9 protein-coding genes are annotated in these 16,279 nt (G+C 67.8%); 5 read left to right on the top strand and 4 right to left on the bottom strand.

Translation table 11 applies throughout. The annotated features are described in order from the left end of the window. Positions 1–179: 179 nt before the first annotated feature. The 3 genes from ACIQM4_RS01250 to ngcE all read right to left on the bottom strand — a co-directional run bounded on the left by ACIQM4_RS01250 (position 180) and on the right by ngcE (position 3,599). Positions 180–1,049, bottom strand: a complete 870-nt coding sequence (locus ACIQM4_RS01250) for a carbohydrate ABC transporter permease (RefSeq protein ID WP_401584289.1) — start codon at positions 1,047–1,049, stop codon at positions 180–182. Positions 1,050–1,069: 20 nt separating this feature from the next. Continuing rightward, positions 1,070–1,984 (bottom strand): carbohydrate ABC transporter permease, encoded by a 915-nt coding sequence (locus ACIQM4_RS01245; protein WP_401586007.1) that lies wholly within the window; start codon positions 1,982–1,984, stop codon positions 1,070–1,072. A 181-nt stretch (positions 1,985–2,165) separates the two neighbouring features. Then, positions 2,166–3,599 (bottom strand): N-acetylglucosamine/diacetylchitobiose ABC transporter substrate-binding protein, encoded by a 1,434-nt coding sequence (gene ngcE / locus ACIQM4_RS01240; RefSeq protein ID WP_401584287.1) that lies wholly within the window; start codon positions 3,597–3,599, stop codon positions 2,166–2,168. A 434-nt stretch (positions 3,600–4,033) separates the two neighbouring features. Between ngcE and ACIQM4_RS01235 the strand changes: the two genes are divergently transcribed. After that, a complete protein-coding gene (locus tag ACIQM4_RS01235; protein ID WP_401584284.1) occupies positions 4,034–7,933 on the top strand; it encodes a GH92 family glycosyl hydrolase in 3,900 nt (1,299 codons plus the stop codon). A gap of 220 nt (positions 7,934–8,153) precedes the next feature. Then, positions 8,154–9,134 (top strand): FG-GAP repeat domain-containing protein, encoded by a 981-nt coding sequence (locus ACIQM4_RS01230; RefSeq protein ID WP_401584282.1) that lies wholly within the window; start codon positions 8,154–8,156, stop codon positions 9,132–9,134. Between the two features lie 114 nt (positions 9,135–9,248). Here the strand turns inward: ACIQM4_RS01230 and ACIQM4_RS01225 are convergent, their stop codons facing one another. Beyond that, complete coding sequence (locus ACIQM4_RS01225; RefSeq protein WP_401586005.1) at positions 9,249–12,044, bottom strand: aconitate hydratase; 2,796 nt, start codon at positions 12,042–12,044, stop codon at positions 9,249–9,251. Positions 12,045–12,382: 338 nt separating this feature from the next. Here ACIQM4_RS01225 and ACIQM4_RS01220 point away from each other — a divergent pair, with 338 nt between their 5' ends. From ACIQM4_RS01220 to ACIQM4_RS01210, 3 genes are read left to right on the top strand one after another with little or no spacing between them, the layout of a single operon-like run. Continuing rightward, the gene (locus tag ACIQM4_RS01220; RefSeq protein WP_401584279.1) at positions 12,383–13,117 is read left to right on the top strand and encodes a TnsA-like heteromeric transposase endonuclease subunit; all 735 of its coding nucleotides are present in this window, start codon (positions 12,383–12,385) and stop codon (positions 13,115–13,117) included. Next, positions 13,114–15,000: a Mu transposase C-terminal domain-containing protein gene (locus tag ACIQM4_RS01215; RefSeq protein WP_401584276.1), complete on the top strand. Its 1,887-nt coding sequence runs from the start codon at positions 13,114–13,116 to the stop codon at positions 14,998–15,000. Before ACIQM4_RS01220 ends, ACIQM4_RS01215 begins: the two co-directional genes overlap by 4 nt. After that, positions 14,997–16,034: an ATP-binding protein gene (locus ACIQM4_RS01210; RefSeq protein WP_401584273.1), complete on the top strand. Its 1,038-nt coding sequence runs from the start codon at positions 14,997–14,999 to the stop codon at positions 16,032–16,034. Before ACIQM4_RS01215 ends, ACIQM4_RS01210 begins: the two co-directional genes overlap by 4 nt. Positions 16,035–16,279 lie beyond the last annotated feature (245 nt).

The raw sequence follows: 16,279 nt of genomic DNA, 5'->3' as shown, positions 1-16,279 counted from the left end.
TAGGCCCCCGGACCCACCGGCCGGGCGAAGATCTGCCGCAGCGCCGTGGCGCAGACACTACTCAGGGCCCGGGAGACTGCAACAGGCCTAGACCACTTTCGTGTCCAAGCCGAAATCAGCCTTCAACAGGGTTCTTGCACAAGTCACTTCGCGGCACTTGTGCAGCCTCCCACAGTGCCTCACTTCAGGGCGCCGGCGGTGAGTCCCGCCTGCACCTGCCGCTGGAAGACCGCGTAGACGACGAGCACCGGGACCATCGCGATCGTCAGACCCGCGAACAGCGCACCCCAGTCACCCCGATAGCCCTGTGCCACGGCCAGCGAGGCGAGGCCCTGCGGGAGGACGTAGCTGCCCTCGTTCTCGTTGTTGAGCAGCAGCGGCAGCAGGTACTGGTTCCACTGGCCGAGGAAGTTGAAGATGCCGATGCTCACCAGGCCCGGCCTGGCCATCGGCAGCATGATCTGGAAGAACGTACGGGTGTGCGAAGCGCCGTCCACCATGGCCGCCTCCTGCACACCGGTGGGCAGCGTGCGGAAGAAGGAGGTCAGGAAGAAGGTGGTGAAGGGCAGCGAGTAGGCGATGTACGCGATCATCAGACCGGGCCGCGTGTCGAGCAGCTGGAAGTTCTCCATGACCGCGAACAGCGGGACGAGCGCCAGGATGACCGGGAACATCATGCCGCCGGCGAACAGCAGGAAGACGAACTTGTTACCCGGGAAGGTGAATCGGGCGATCACGTAGGCGGCCATGGACCCCAGCAGCATGGTGCCGGTGAGCGAACCCGCGAGGATGACGAGCGAGTTGATCGCGTACTGACCGATGTGCGCCTCGGTCCAGGCGTGCGCGAAGTTCGCCCAGTGCAGTGAGGACGGCAGCCCCATCGGGTCGCTGAGGATCTCGGTGGAGGTACGGAACGCGGTGATCGCGACCCAGATCAGCGGGCCGGCCGCCATCACGGTCCACAGGACGAGGAACCCGTGCGAGAAGACGTTGAGGGTGCCGCCGCCCTCCTTGACCTTGATCTGGTCGGCCTTGGCCAGTGTGCTCATGGTGCGTCTCTCCCACGCTCTCAGTATTCGATCCGGTCGCGGTTGCCGATCCGCATGACGATCAGGGAGAACGCCACGCTGAGCAGCAGCAGGACGACACCGATGGCGGTGGCGTAGCCGAACTGGCCCTCCCGGAAACGCTCGTAGAGGAAGACCGGCGTCACCTTCATGGCGTGCGAGGGCATCATCACCAGGACGATCGCGAAGGAGTCCAGGGCCTGGATCCCCATGTAGATCCACCCCGTCCGCACGGTGTCCCAGATCAGCGGGAGCGTCACCTTGAAGAAGGTGGCGCCCCGGCCCGCGCCGTCCAGCAGCGCGGCCTCGTAGATGTCCTTGGGGATCGCCCCCATCGCGGCGGAGAAGAGCACCACGTAGAAGCCGACGAAGCTCCAGCAGATGACGGTGAGCACGGCGATCAGGGCGAGGGCGTACTCACCGCCCAGCCAGGCGGGCCCCTCGACGCCCACGGCGTTCAGAGCGCCGTTGATCAGACCGGCGTTGGTGTTGAAGACCCGCCCCCAGACCACGGCGACGATGGCGACCGAGAGGACCTGCGGGAAGAAGTAGACGACCTTGTAGAACGCGGAGCCGGCCACGCCGGCGATCGCCTTGCCGTCCCGGTGCCGGCCGCCCGCGGTGATCATGTAGGCGAAGAAGATACCGAGGACGAGCGTGACGAGCGGGGCGACGACCAGCAGGGTGAGGCTGGTCAGGGTGGAGTCCCAGAACCGCTCGTCGTTCCACATTTTGACGAAGTTGTCCAGGCCGACGAAGTTGGCGATCGGCCCGCCCGACCAGTCGGTGAAGGAGTAGTAGATCGCCTGAATGAAGGGCGATATGACGAATACGGCATAGAAGGCCAGTGGAATCGCCAGGAATCCCGCGATGAACCGGTATTTGTCGAGCGTCCGGTACCTGCGGTCGTAGCGCACACTCGCGGGGGTGAATCGGGGCGGCAGGAGTATCGCCGCGAAGAACAACAGCCGGTTGGGGGGCTTGGCCGCCCGCTTCTCAATACTCACGCCGCTCCGATTCCACCTGTTTCTCACGCGCGCGGAAGCGCGCGCCCTTCGCGCGCGGGGGCGCGCGGCACGTACGCGGACCCGCCGGTGCTCAGACCTTCTCGACCTTCGTGATGTCGGGGTCGCCCGCCACCCGGTCCGAGGCCTTCTGCATCTCGTCGACGGCCTGCTTGGCCGACAGGTCGCCCATCATGAAGCGGCCCATCACCTTGTTGAAGTCCTCGTCGAAGAGCTCGCTGTACCACTCCTTGAAGAAGGGAATCACGATGTTGTCGCCGGCCGCGGTGATGGCCTTCTGGGCGCTGTCGGTGCCGGGCGGCAGCGAGAGGCCGTCGATGGCGCCCTTGAGCGCGGGAATGCCGCCGGTCTCCTTGAAGAGGTTCACGGAGGCCTCCTTGCTGTACATCATCCGCATCCACTCCAGACCGCCCTGTACGTTCGCGGCCTTGGCCGGGACGATGAAGGGCTCGCCCGGCGGCGCGTACAGCGTGCCGAAGGGCAGCGCGTCGCTCTTGGAGAGCGAGGGCGTGGCGCCGACCGTCATGCCGAAGCCCTGCGGAGTGGTGTCCTTGGCCTCGTTCTCCACCCAGGAGCCGTTGGGCACGAAGACGCACTTGCCCTTGGTCCAGGCGGTCTGCATCTCGGTGTGGCCCTGGGGGCCGTCGAAGCCCGTCAGTACGTACTTCTTGGCCACGAGCTCCTCGAACGCCTCGAAGACGGACTTCACCGCGTCGTGCTTCCAGGCGTTCGGCTCCAGGTAGTCCATGGCCTCGACGACCTGGCGGCCACCGGCCTGGGCGAACATCGCGTACATCGAGAAGAGCATGTAGCGGGGGTGGCCGCCGGGGTAGCTCCAGCCGTGGACGCCCTTGGCCTTGGCCTTCTTGCAGACCTCGACCATCTCGTCCCAGGTCTTGGGGTACTGGCTCTCCAGGGTCTCCTCCAGCATCCGCCGGGAGTACCAGTTGCCGTACACCGTCATGGCGATGTTCAGCTGGTAGCAGCCCTTGGTGCCGAAGGCGCCCATCGGCTGCATCGCCGGGTAGAGGCTGTCGCGGACGGTGACCTTCGGGTCGTCCCAGGAGGGCGCGTCGAGCATCTCCGTGAAGTCGGCGACCTGCTTGTTCGCCACCAGCTTGCCGATGTTCATGTCGTCGGCGCCGGAGTTGTTGATGACGTCGGCGGAGGGGTTGCCGCGGACGATCTTCGGCTGGAGCTGGGTGGCGATCTTCTCCGTCTTCTTCTGCACGGCCTTGGACCGCGGATACGCCTTCTGGTACTTGTCCGTGACGAACTGGGCGTACTTGTCCTTGTAACCGCCGTTGAAGATGTAGACCGCCAGCGCGGCGTCCTCCTTCACCCCCAGCGGATTCTTGGCCGACTTCGTGCCCTTCTCGGCCTTGTCCTCACCGCTGCCGCCACCACTGGCGCAGGAACTGAGGGCACCGACTCCGGGTACCGCGAGGAGACCTGCGGCGGCCGTCCTCCTCAGCACATCACGACGGTTCACGTTGATGGGTCCCATGCTGGGGTCCTCGCCCTCTCCAGGACTCAGGCGGTGTACCGGTGCGCCCGCACAAGAATTCACCTCGGACGAAGGGCCCCGCCACCGCGGTCGACGACAGACTCGTTTCTGGATTCAGCTGGTGCAGCGGGATTTCCGGGGTGCGCGAAGGAGGCACTCGATGCCACCCCCGTGAACCCCTCGCCCTCTTGGCCCGCGCCGGTTTACCGAGCAGTGCGGACGCCGATAGGTATAGTCCACTTCCCGCCAACTGGGCAAGATCGAAAGCAAGGTTGAGCGGCGTTCTTTCCCGAGTTGAGACCTCTTGGATATCTGGGCGCACAATTGTCCAACGGGCGTGCCCTTGAACACCCTTGACACCACTGGCCACTTGGCTCCCTACTGGTGTTACGCACGCTTCTGACAACGTTGTCTGATTAAAGGAAGCACTCGGGATGCAGCCCAGACCCAGACCCGCCGGCCTCAGGCCTTCCGGAACCGGACGCGGCCGGAGTGCCGGCGCGGCACTCGCCGGCCTCACCGCGGCCGTTCTGACCGTGACCGTGCTGGCCCCTTCGGCCGCGGTCGCCGTACCGAAGCGGCCCGCCCAGCCGTCGCAGCCCGCCCGACCAGGGCCCCCCGCCGGGGAGTTCAGCTCCTCCTTCGAGGCGGACGAACCCGCCCCCACCTGGCGCAACACCGTGGAAACCGATGCGAAGGGGCGCAAGAAGGCCTCCGGGGTCGACGGCGGCGACACCGAGGGGATCCCCGGCGCCGTCACCGACCGGGTCACCAACCTGCGCGCCAGCGCGGAGAACACGGCGGGCGGTGAGGTCAAGGAGAACCTGATCGACGTCACTCCCGGCAGCAAGTGGCTGTCCTTCCTGCCGGTCGGCTGGGTCGAGTTCGACCTCGACGAGGGCGCCAAGGTCGTGACGTACGCGCTGACTTCGGCCAACGACCACGCCGAACGGGATCCGAAGGACTGGACGCTCCAGGGCTCCGCCGACGGCAAGACGTGGACGACGCTGGACACCCGCAAGGGCGAGACCTTCGCCTCGCGGTTCCAGACCAAGACCTACGACTTCGCCAACGACACCGCCTATCCGCACTACCGGCTGGAGATCACCGGCAACGGGGGCGGCGACGCCCTCCAGCTCGCGGACGTCCAGTTCTCGACCGGGGGCACCTCCTCGCCGGCCCCCGAGGAGATGCGCAGCCAGGTCGACCGCGGTCCGTCCGGCTCCCCCACCGCGAAGTCCGGCGCGGGCTCCACGGGCAAGCGGGCGCTGCGCTACGCGGGCACGCACAAGCCGGACGGCCGCGCGTACTCGTACAACAAGGTCTTCGACGTGAACACCCGGATCGGCCGCAACACCGAGCTGTCCTACCGGGTCTTCCCCTCGCTCCCCGCTGACGACAAGGGCGCCGACCTCAACTACCCGGCCACGAACGTCTCGGTGGACCTGGCCTTCACCGACGGCACCTACCTGAGCGACCTGCGCGCCCTCGACCAGCACGGCGCCACGCTCTCGCCGCAGGGCCAGGGCGCCTCCAAGACGCTGTACGCCAACCAGTGGAACCACAAGGAGTCCCGGATCGGCTCGGTCGCGGCCGGCAAGACGGTCGACCGGATCCTGGTGGCGTACGACAACCCGAAGGGCCCGGCGAAGTTCCGGGGCTGGATCGACGACGTGAAGATCGCCGAGAAGGCTCCCGAGAAGCCCCTCGCGCGGCTGTCGGACTACGCGGACACCACCCGGGGCACGAACTCCAGCGGCTCGTTCTCCCGCGGCAACAACATCCCGGCGACCGCGGTGCCGCACGGCTTCAACTTCTGGACGCCGGTGACCAACGCGGGCTCCACGAGCTGGCTCTACGACTACGCGCGGGGCAACAACGCCGACAACCTCCCCACCCTCCAGGCGTTCAGCGCGAGCCACGAGCCGAGCCCCTGGATGGGTGACCGGCAGACCTTCCAGGTGATGCCGTCGGCCGCCGCCGGCGCCCCGGACGCCTCGCGCACCGCCCGCGCGCTGCCCTTCCGGCACGAGAACGAGACGGCGAAGCCGCACTACTACGGCGTGACCTTCGAGAACGGCCTGCGCACCGAGATGACGCCGACCGACCACGCGGCGATGATGCGGTTCACCTACCCCGGCGACGACGCCAGCATCATCTTCGACAACGTGTCGAACGACGGCGGTCTCACCCTCGACCCGGCCACCAGCTCCTTCACCGGCTTCTCCGACGTGAAGAGCGGTCTGTCGACGGGCGCGACCAGGCTCTTCGTGTACGGCGTCTTCGACGCACCGGTGACCGCGAGCGGAAAGCTGAGCGGCGGCGGGGGCGAGGACGTCACCGGCTACCTGCGCTTCAAGCCGGGCAAGAACAAGCAGGTCACCCTGCGCCTCGCCACGTCGCTGATCAGCGTGGACCAGGCGAGGCAGAACCTGGCGGCGGAGATCCCGGCGGGCTCCCGCTTCGAGCGGATCCAGGACCGCGCCCAGGACGCCTGGGACGACATCCTCGACCGGGTGAAGGTCGAGGGCGCCAGCCACGACCAGCTGACCACCCTGTACTCCAGCCTCTACCGCCTCTACCTCTACCCCAACGCCGGGCACGAGAAGGTGGGTTCGACGACGAAGTACGCGAGTCCCTTCTCACCGCAGACCGGCCCTGACACCCCCACGCACACCGGCGCGAAGATCGTGGACGGTGAGGTGTTCGTCAACAACGGCTTCTGGGACACCTACCGCACGACCTGGCCCGCGTACTCCTTCCTCACCCCGAAGAAGGCGGGGAAGCTGGTCGACGGCTTCGTCCAGCAGTACAAGGACGGCGGCTGGATCTCCCGCTGGTCCTCGCCCGGTTACGCGGACCTGATGACCGGCACCTCCTCGGACGTCGCCTTCGCTGACGCGTACGTCAAGGGTGTGGACTTCGACGCGAGCGCCGCGTACGAGGCGGCGCTGAAGAACGCGACCGTCCTGCCGCCGTTCTCCGGCGTCGGCCGCAAGGGCATGGCCACCTCCCCCTTCCTGGGCTACGCCTCCACCGAGACCCACGAGGGCATGTCCTGGTCCCTGGAGGGCTACCTCAACGACTACGGCCTGTCGAAGATGGGCGAGGCGCTCTACAAGAAGACGAAGAAGGCCCGTTACAAGGAGGAGTCGGAGTACTTCCTCAACAGGGCGCAGAACTACGTGAAGTTGTTCGACACTAAGGCCGGGTTCTTCCAGGGCCGCGACCTGGCCGGCGACTGGCGGGTGCCGTCGGAGAGCTACGACCCGCGCGTCTGGGGTTACGACTACACCGAGACCAACGGCTGGGGCTACGCCTTCACCGCCCCGCAGGACAGCCGCGGTCTGGCCAACCTGTACGGCGGTCGCTCCGGCCTCGGCAAGAAGCTGGACACCTACTTCTCCACGCCGGAGACGGCGTCGCCCGAGTTCACCGGGTCGTACGGCAGCGTCATCCACGAGATGACCGAGGCGCGTGACGTACGGATGGGGATGTACGGCCACTCCAACCAGGTCGCCCACCACGCCACCTACATGTACAACGCCGCATCGCAGCCCTGGAAGACGCAGGCCAAGGTGCGCGAGGTGCTGTCCCGGCTGTACACGGGCAGCGAGATCGGCCAGGGGTACCACGGCGACGAGGACAACGGCGAGCAGTCCGCCTGGTTCCTCTTCTCCTCGCTCGGCTTCTACCCGCTGGTCATGGGCAGCGGCGAGTACACGATCGGCTCCCCGTTGTTCACCAAGGCGACGATCCGCATGGAGAACGGCCGCACCCTGACCGTCCGCGCCCCGAAGAACAACGCGAAGAACATCTACGTTCAGGGCCTGAAGGTCAACGGCAAGCAGTGGAACTCCACCGCGCTCCCGCACGACCTGATCGCCAGGGGCGGCACGCTGGACTTCACGATGGGCGCCACCCCGTCCGCGTGGGGTTCGGGCCGGGGAGCCGCCCCCGTCTCCATCACCAAGGACGACAGGACCCCGGATCCGCGCACCGACGCGCTCACGGGCGCTGGCCCGCTCTTCGACAACTCCTCCGCGACGGAGGCGAAGCTGGCGGCGGAGACCGCGCTGCCGGTGAGCGGCGCCACGCGTGCCCGCCAGTACACGCTGACCTCGGCAGGCCACGCCTCGGCCCCGACGGGCTGGGTCCTTCAGGGCTCCGCCGACGGAAAGAAGTGGGACGTGCTGGACGAGCGCCGCGGCGAGTCGTTCAAGTGGGACCACCAGACCCGGGTCTTCACGGTGGCCGACCCGGGCAGCTACCGGCAGTACCGGCTGGTGACGCCGGGCGCGCCGACCGTGGCGGAGGTGGAGCTGCTGCGGTGACGGCACAGGGCCCGGCACAGCGCTGAGCCGGGGCGCGGGCCGTACCGAGCGATTCGGTGCGGCCCGCGCCTTCGTTTGTGCCCACCCCAGGGCCCGCTGCCCCAAATTTCGCTGGTGCCGGGACAGTTGGCATGTGAAGATGTCGTGTACTAAACAAGATGAACCCGTGCCGCGGCCCTTCACGCCTGCCGCGCCACGGCCTTCAGCACTGGAGACACGCATGGCCCGACTCTCTTCCCGTAGGACCGGCAATCCCGGCAGACGCGGACGCGCCCTTTCCCGGATCGCCGTCGCCGCACTCGCCGCCGCCCTGGTGGGCACCACGGCAGGCGCGGCGCACGCCGACCCCGCCCCGAGGCCCTCGCGCGACTCCGTCATCGAGGCACAGGCCGAGCTCCAGGCCAAGGCCAAGGCCAAGGCGGCGCAGGACACTTCGCGTGCCGCGACCTCCCGCGCCGCAGCGGGCGCGGCCGCCGTGTTCCAGCCCCTGTTCGGTCTCAGCGGTCCGGAGCTCCACTACTACGAGCCCGACTGGCTGGGCGGTTACCAGCCCGGCGTGTTCGAGAACGACACCTGGGGCTTCTCCAAGACCGTCACCCAGACCGACCACAACGCCGACGGTTACGCCGACGGCCTGTGGGAGATCACCATGGACGGCCACCTCTTCTACCAGGACTCCCTCACCGAGCCCTTCCACGTCGGCGGCGGCTGGAACATCTACAACCGCGTCTTCTCGCCGGGCAACCTGGCCGGCGCCCAGGGCTACGACCTGCTGGCCCGTGACGGCGCGGGCGTGCTGTGGATCTACCTGGGTTACGAGACCGGCACCGTCACCGCCCGTACCAGGGTCGGCGCGGGCTGGGGCGAGTACACCCAGATCGCCGGCACGGGTGACATCAGCGGCGACGGCAGGGCCGACATCGTCGCCCGCGACGGCTCCGGCGTGCTCTGGCTCTACCAGGGCACCGGCAGCTACAGCGCGCCGTTCAAGTCCCGGGTGAAGATCGGCGCGGGCTGGAACACGTACAACAACCTCGTGGGCGCCGGCGACCTCGACGTCGACGGCATCGCCGACCTGGTCGCCCGCGGCAACGACGGCACGCTGTGGCGCTACTCGGGCAACGCCAACCCGGCGGCCCCGTACAAGAAGCCGGTGAAGATCGGTACCGGCGGCTGGAACAAGTTCCGCAGCCTGTTCTAGACCGCTCCGGCAGGCGAGTGCGCCGGTCCGCGGGACCGGACCGCACGGCGGACATGACGAAGGGCCGCACCCCCGTCCGCGGGGGTGCGGCCCTTCGTCATGTCCTGCCCGCGACTAGCTGCGGATCAGGCTGCGCAGCACGTACTGCAGGATGCCGCCGTTGCGGTAGTAGTCCGCCTCGCCGGGGGTGTCGATACGCAGCTTCGCGTCGAACTCGACGTCGCCCGCCTTCACCTTGAGCGTCTGCGGGATGCCGCCGTCGTTCAGACCGGTGACGCCGGTGACGGAGAACGTCTCCTCGCCGGTCAGACCCAGCGACTCGGCCGACGCGCCCTCCGGGTACTGGAGCGGGAGGACGCCCATGCCGATCAGGTTCGAGCGGTGGATGCGCTCGTACGACTCGGCGATGACGGCCTTGACGCCGAGCAGCGCGGTGCCCTTGGCCGCCCAGTCACGGGACGAGCCAGAGCCGTACTCCTTGCCCGCCAGGATGACCAGCGGGGTGCCGGCCGCCTGGTAGTTCTGCGAGGCGTCGTAGATGAACGAGACGGGGCCGTCCTCCTGCGTGAAGTCACGCGTGAAGCCGCCCTCGGTGCCCGGCGCGATCTGGTTGCGCAGGCGGATGTTGGCGAAGGTACCGCGGATCATGACCTCGTGGTTGCCACGGCGCGAGCCGTACGAGTTGAACTCGCGGCGCTCGACGCCGTGCTCGGTGAGGTACTGACCGGCAGGGGTGTCGGCCTTGATCGCACCGGCCGGGGAGATGTGGTCGGTGGTGACCGAGTCGCCCAGCTTGGCCAGCACCCGGGCGCCCGCGATGTCCTCGACCGGGGTCGTCTCCATCGTCATGCCCTCGAAGTACGGGGGCTTGCGCACGTAGGTGGACTCGTCGTCCCACTCGAAGGTGTTGCCGGTGGGGATGGAGAGGGCCTGCCACTGGGCGTCGCCCGCGAAGACGTCCTGGTAGGACTTGTTGAACATGTCCTCGCCGATGGAGTTGGCGACGACGTCGTTGACCTCGGCCTCGGTCGGCCAGATGTCGGCCAGGAAGACCGGCTTGCCGTCCTGGTCGGTGCCGAGCGCGTCCTTGGTGATGTCCACCTTCATGGAGCCGGCGATCGCGTACGCGACGACCAGCGGCGGGGATGCCAGGTAGTTCATCTTGACGTCGGGGTTGATGCGGCCCTCGAAGTTCCGGTTGCCGGAGAGGACCGACGTGACCGCGAGGTCGTTGTCGTTGACGGCCTTGGAGACCTCGTCGGGCAGCGGGCCCGAGTTGCCGATGCAGGTGGTGCAGCCGTAACCGACCAGGTTGAAGCCGACCTTGTCGAGGTACGGGGTGAGCCCGGCCTTGTCGAAGTAGTCGGTGACGACCTTGGAGCCCGGGGCGAGCGTGGTCTTGACCCACGGCTTGCGGGTCAGGCCCTTCTCGGTGGCCTTCTTCGCGACGAGCGCGGCGGCGACCATCACGTACGGGTTCGAGGTGTTGGTGCAGGAGGTGATGGCCGCGACCGTCACCGCGCCGTGGTCCAGCTCGTACGTCGAGCCGTCGGGGGCGGTCACGGTGACCGGGTTGGACGGTACGGCGGCACCGGTGGAGGAGCCGTGCTCGGGTGCGCCGGCGCCGTTGTCGTCGCTGCCGTAGGCCGGGGCGTCACTGGCGGGGAAGGACTCGTCGCTCGCCTCGTCGACCGGGGACGCGCCGTGCGACTTCGGCTGCGGGGCGGGCGCGTCGACGTAGTTGAGGACGTCGACGGCGAACTGCTCGGCGGCGTTCGCCAGGACGATGCGGTCCTGCGGGCGCTTCGGGCCGGCGATGGAGGGGACGACCGTCGCGAGGTCCAGCTCCAGCTTCTCGGAGAAGTCGGGCTCGGCGGCCGGGTCGAGCCAGAGGCCCTGCTCCTTGGCGTACGCCTCGACGAGCGCGACCTGCTGCTTGTCGCGGCCGGTCAGACGCAGGTACTTCAGCGTCTCGTCGTCGATCGGGAAGATGGCCGCGGTGGAGCCGAACTCCGGCGACATGTTGCCGATGGTGGCGCGGTTGGCGAGCGAGGTGGCGGCGACGCCCTCACCGTAGAACTCGACGAACTTGCCGACGACGCCGTGCTTGCGGAGCATCTCGGTGATCGTGAGGACGAGGTCCGTGGCGGTGGTGCCGGCCGGGAGCTCGCCGGTCAGCTTGAAGCCCACGACGCGCGGGATCAGCATGGAGACCGGCTGGCCGAGCATCGCGGCCTCGGCCTCGATGCCGCCGACGCCCCAGCCCAGCACGCCCAGGCCGTTGACCATGGTGGTGTGCGAGTCGGTGCCGACGAGGGTGTCGGGGTACGCCTGGCCGTTACGGACCATGACCGTGCGCGCGAGGTGCTCGATGTTGACCTGGTGCACGATGCCGGTGCCCGGGGGGACGACCTTGAACTCGTCGAAGGCGGTCTGGCCCCAGCGCAGGAACTGGTAGCGCTCCTTGTTGCGGCCGTACTCCAGCTCCACGTTCTGCTGGAAGGCGTTGGCCGTGCCGAACTTGTCGGCGATGACGGAGTGGTCGATGACCAGCTCGGCCGGGGCGAGCGGGTTGATCTTCGCCGGGTCGCCACCCAGCTCCTTCACGGCCTCACGCATGGTGGCGAGGTCGACCACGCAGGGCACGCCGGTGAAGTCCTGCATGATCACGCGGGCCGGCGTGAACTGGATCTCCTGGCTGGGCTGTGCCTGGGAGTCCCAGCCGCCGATCGCCCGGATGTGGTCGGCGGTGATGTTCGCGCCGTCCTCCGTGCGGAGCAGGTTCTCCAGCAGCACCTTCAGGCTGTAAGGGAGGCGCGCGGAGCCCTCGACCTTGTCCAGCTTGAAGATCTCGTACGACTCGTCACCCACGCGCAGCGTGCTGCGGGCGTCGAAGCTGTTCGCCGACACGACAGTCTCCATTCGTTCAAAATGTGCGCGTCAAAAAAGTGCGCGTTCTACCGCAATACAGCAATCCTGCCGCCACGACTCCGGGCAGACCCGCTAAGGTAAGGCTTAGTTAGGTAACCCTTACCGAGCAGTGGCGACTGCGGCGCGCTGGGCAGATATCTCGATGTCGAGATAACTCTAGTACATGGCCGCAGTACGGTCATGCCCGGCCGCCCCTGACCGCTGTCATCCAATCGAGGCGTTTGACAGCGAACCCAGTCGTTTCGCCTTCCTTGCCAGCGAACCTAGTCGTACGGGGTGACGCGCTGGGGGTGCTTGAAGTGGCCGTACCGGTCGGAATGGATCTTGCAGAGCCGTACGTCGAGCTCTCGTACGTAGATGCTGTACGCGAGCGTCAGCGGCGTCCATTGCTGGACTGTGTGACGGCCCGGTTCGAGGACGCGGCCGCCGTACGGCCGTTTCGCTGGTCGCGTGGTGAGCGTCACTTCTCGGGCTGGTACTGGGCGGCCACGACCGGGCAGCACGTCGGGTTCGAATCGTGGCTGGAGCGGGACCGGCTTCTGCTGATGGACTTCGACCCCGAGGTTACGGGGGTCGCCTCGCAACCGTTCTGGCTGCACTGGCACGACGGCAAGCGGGAGCGTCGGCACGCTCCGGACTATTTCGTACGCCGCGCAGATGGCTCGGCGGTGGTCGTCGACGTCCGCGCCGATGAACGGATCGAGCCGAAGGACGCCGAGGCGTTCGAGGTCACTCGCCTGGCCTGCGCCCAGGCGGGATGGGGCTTCGAGCGGGTCGGGGTGCCCGATGCGGTACTTCTGGCGAATGTCCGGTGGCTGTCGCGCTACCGGCACCCGCGGTGCCTGCACGGACCGGTAGTGGACCGGCTCCGGGCGGCCCTCTCAGCCCCGGTCCCGCTGATGGCCGGAGCCGATGCCACCGGGGACCGGCTGGAGACGCTGCCTGCCTTGTTCCATCTCCTCTGGCTCCAGGAGGTGGCCGCCGAGGGACTGGCGGTCGAGTTGCTGGGTCCTTCCACCATCGTGCGTCTGGCGGACAGAGGTGGACGATGACGGAGAAAGCGCGACGGGTGCCTCCGACGGGCCGGATCGCGGAATTCCCGGAGAGCGCCGCCGAACAGGCCCGCTGGTGGGAGAGCCACATTCTGGAGGTTCTGGACGGCTTACCGCCGGATGCTCCTGCGGGGACGGCACCACGGCCGGAGTTCGATCCCGAACGGAACTCGCTGGCCCAGCGGGAGCGGGCCAAAGCCGCCGAGCTGACGGCGGCCGGGCACGTGATGACGGCCAGCGGGATCAAGCAGCGGCGCCAGCGTTACCAGCGCGACGGACTGGTCGGGCTGGCCGATGGCCGGTCGGCCAAACAGATGCCGTCGTTCGGCCGGGTCGCCCCGGCGGTGGTCGAGGCGATGCGGGAGGCGATCGAGGAGACCGCCGAGGCGTCGTCGAAGACGATCGGTTTCGTGGTCTGGCGGGCGACGCAGATCCTGAACGCACGCGAGGACGCGGAAGATGTCGAGGTCCCGTCCGAGCGCACGCTCTACCGGCTGTTCGACAGGCTGGCGGCCGGCACCCACGCCACGGGCTCGGCGACCACGCGACGCTCGGTGAACGCGCGCCCGACCGGCCCATTCGGGGAGGTGCCCGCCTGCGCGCCGGGCGAGTGGATGCAGATCGACTCGACTCCGCTGGATGTCCTGGTGCGGCTGGACGACGGTATTGCCGAGAAGGTCGAGTTGACGGCCATGATCGACCTGGCGACCAGGTCGCTGGCCGCTGTGGTGCTGCGACCGACGACGAAAGCAGCCGACGCCTCAGCTCTCCTGGCTCGGAGCGTCACCCCGGAGACGATGCGTCCTGGCTGGTCGGACGCGCTTCGGATGTCGAGGTCGGCGATGCCGCACCGACGGCTGCTGGCTTTGGACGAGCGGCTGGAGCACGCGGCCGCGAAACCGGTGATCGTGCCGGACACGATCGTCTGTGACCACGGCAAGGTCTTCATCTCGAACAACTTCCGTGCCTCATGCCGCTACCTGGGCATCAGTCTTCAGCCGACACACAAGGCGTCCCCCTTCGAGAAGGGCGCGATCGAAAAGACGCTGGGGTCGGTGGCGACGCTGTTCGCGCAATTCGTCGCGGGCTACACAGGCAGGTCAGTGGACCGCCGGGGCCGGGGCCTGGAGAACGGGCCGCTGTGGTCCTTGCCTGAATTGCAGGGCCTGCTGGAGGAGTGGACGGTCGCCGTCTGGCAGAACCGTCCGCACGATGCGCTGCGGGACCCGGACTCTCCGAAACGAGCGTTCTCACCCAACGAGAAGTACGCGACGCTGCTGGAGTCGTGCGGATACGTTCCGGCCCCGCTCAGCGGCGAAGACTACATCGAGTTGTTGCCCGAACGGTGGCAGGCGATCAACGCCTACGGCATCCGGATCAACCACCGCACCTATGACGCTCGCGAGTTGACCCCCATCCGCCGCCAGCACTCCGGGGTAGTGGAGAAGAAGGGGCTGTGGGAGATCCACTACGACCCCTACGACGTCTCCCGCATCTGGGTACGCGACCGCCGCAGCGAACCCGCCCGGTGGATCACGGTGTTCTGGAAGCACCTGCACCGCGTCGGCGTCCCGTTCGGTGAGATGGCCTGGGACCACGCCCGTGAACAGGTGCCCGGCGGGAGTGAGGAACAGATCGCCGACGCTGCCGCTGCCCTGCTTCGGCGGGCTCACGACGGCCCTGCCACGGAAGCAGACCAGACGGTCAAACGCTCAAAGCGAGACCGGCGGATCGCCGCCCGCACCCGGGCCACCATCACCGATCGGCCGAGCCCTGACTCCTCGGACGCCGAGGCCCCGCCCGACGATGCGGACACCGAGGTGGCGAAGGTCATCCCGCTGGGCCTGTTCGATCCCTTGGCCAACCCTTGGAGGCGCACGTGACCATCTCCGACTCGACATCCCGACAGGTCGCGTTGGGCGAGATCGACACCGAGGCCAACTGGCAGTTGACCACCCTGGAGGGGTGGCGGAAATCCATCGAGGCCCCGCCCGCACCCCCAGTTCTGTTGTCTGCCGGCGAACTGAAGCAGCTGTCCGGGACCGAGCGGGAGCTCGACGACGAATACCGGCTCGACCACCATGCCCGGATGCTCGTGGTCGCTACCTCGTTCGTCGAGAAGACCGTGGTCTGCGGGCGTCGGCTGGTCCTACTCAACCGCCACGCAATTAGCGCCCGCCGCGGCCTGATGGTCTCCGGGCTTCCCGGAACGGGCAAGACCAGTGCCATCACCCAGCTCGGACGAGCCCATGAACTCCTCGATCGGGCCCGCCACCCAGGCGTCACCGACCGCATCCCCGTTCTCTACATCACCGTCCCTCCCGCCGCGACTGCCCGCATGGTCGCAGCCGAGTTCGCCCGCTTTCTGGGCCTTCCGGTCCGGGCGCGGTCAAACATGACGGACATCATCGAGGCCGTCGTCGGAGTCTGCACCGACACTCGCACCGGTCTCGTGCTCGTCGACGAAATCCACAACGTCTCGCAGATCACCCGGGCAGGCGGCGAGGTCTCCGACACCCTGAAGTACTTCTCCGAGCGCATCCCCGCAACGTTCGTCTACGCAGGCATCGGATTGGAGACCAGCGAGCTCCTGGCCGGCACCCGGGGAGCCCAGATCGCGGGCCGCTTCACCTTGGTCCCCACCCGCCCGTTCCCCTACGGCGACGAGTGGAAAGGGCTCGTAGCGACCATGGAGGACACCTTGCTTTTGCACAACCACACACCGGGGAGCCTGGTCAAGCTGGACCGCTACCTCCACAACCGGACCTCCGGGATGATCGGCGCGTTGTCTCACGCCATCCGGGGCGCCGCGATCGACGCGATCCTCAGCGGCACAGAACGCGTGACGAAGGCAGGGCTCGACGCAATCCCCCTGGACCACGCCGCGGAAACCCCGAAGAAGGGGCCGAAGAAGTGAGCCGACCAGTACCAGAAATGCCTCGCCCGCTGGCTCCGCTGCCCGTTCGAGTGCGCCCCTGCATGGGCGAGATCACCGACTCATACGTCCGTCGGCTCGCCCACGCGAACCATCTCAGACCGAGCTATCTCCACTGCTTCCTCAACGGGCCGCCGTTCTGGTTCGGCAAGCCCCAACTCGACCGTCTGGCCAGGATTTCCGGTCGCTCCGAGGAAGCTCTGGACCGGGCACTCGCTGACGCCAGT

Source organism: Streptomyces sp. NPDC091272, from assembly GCF_044757485.1.
Lineage (GTDB): Bacteria > Actinomycetota > Actinomycetes > Streptomycetales > Streptomycetaceae > Streptomyces.
Note: the sequence above shows the minus strand (reverse complement) of the source record. Positions and strands in the feature narration are given on the sequence as shown.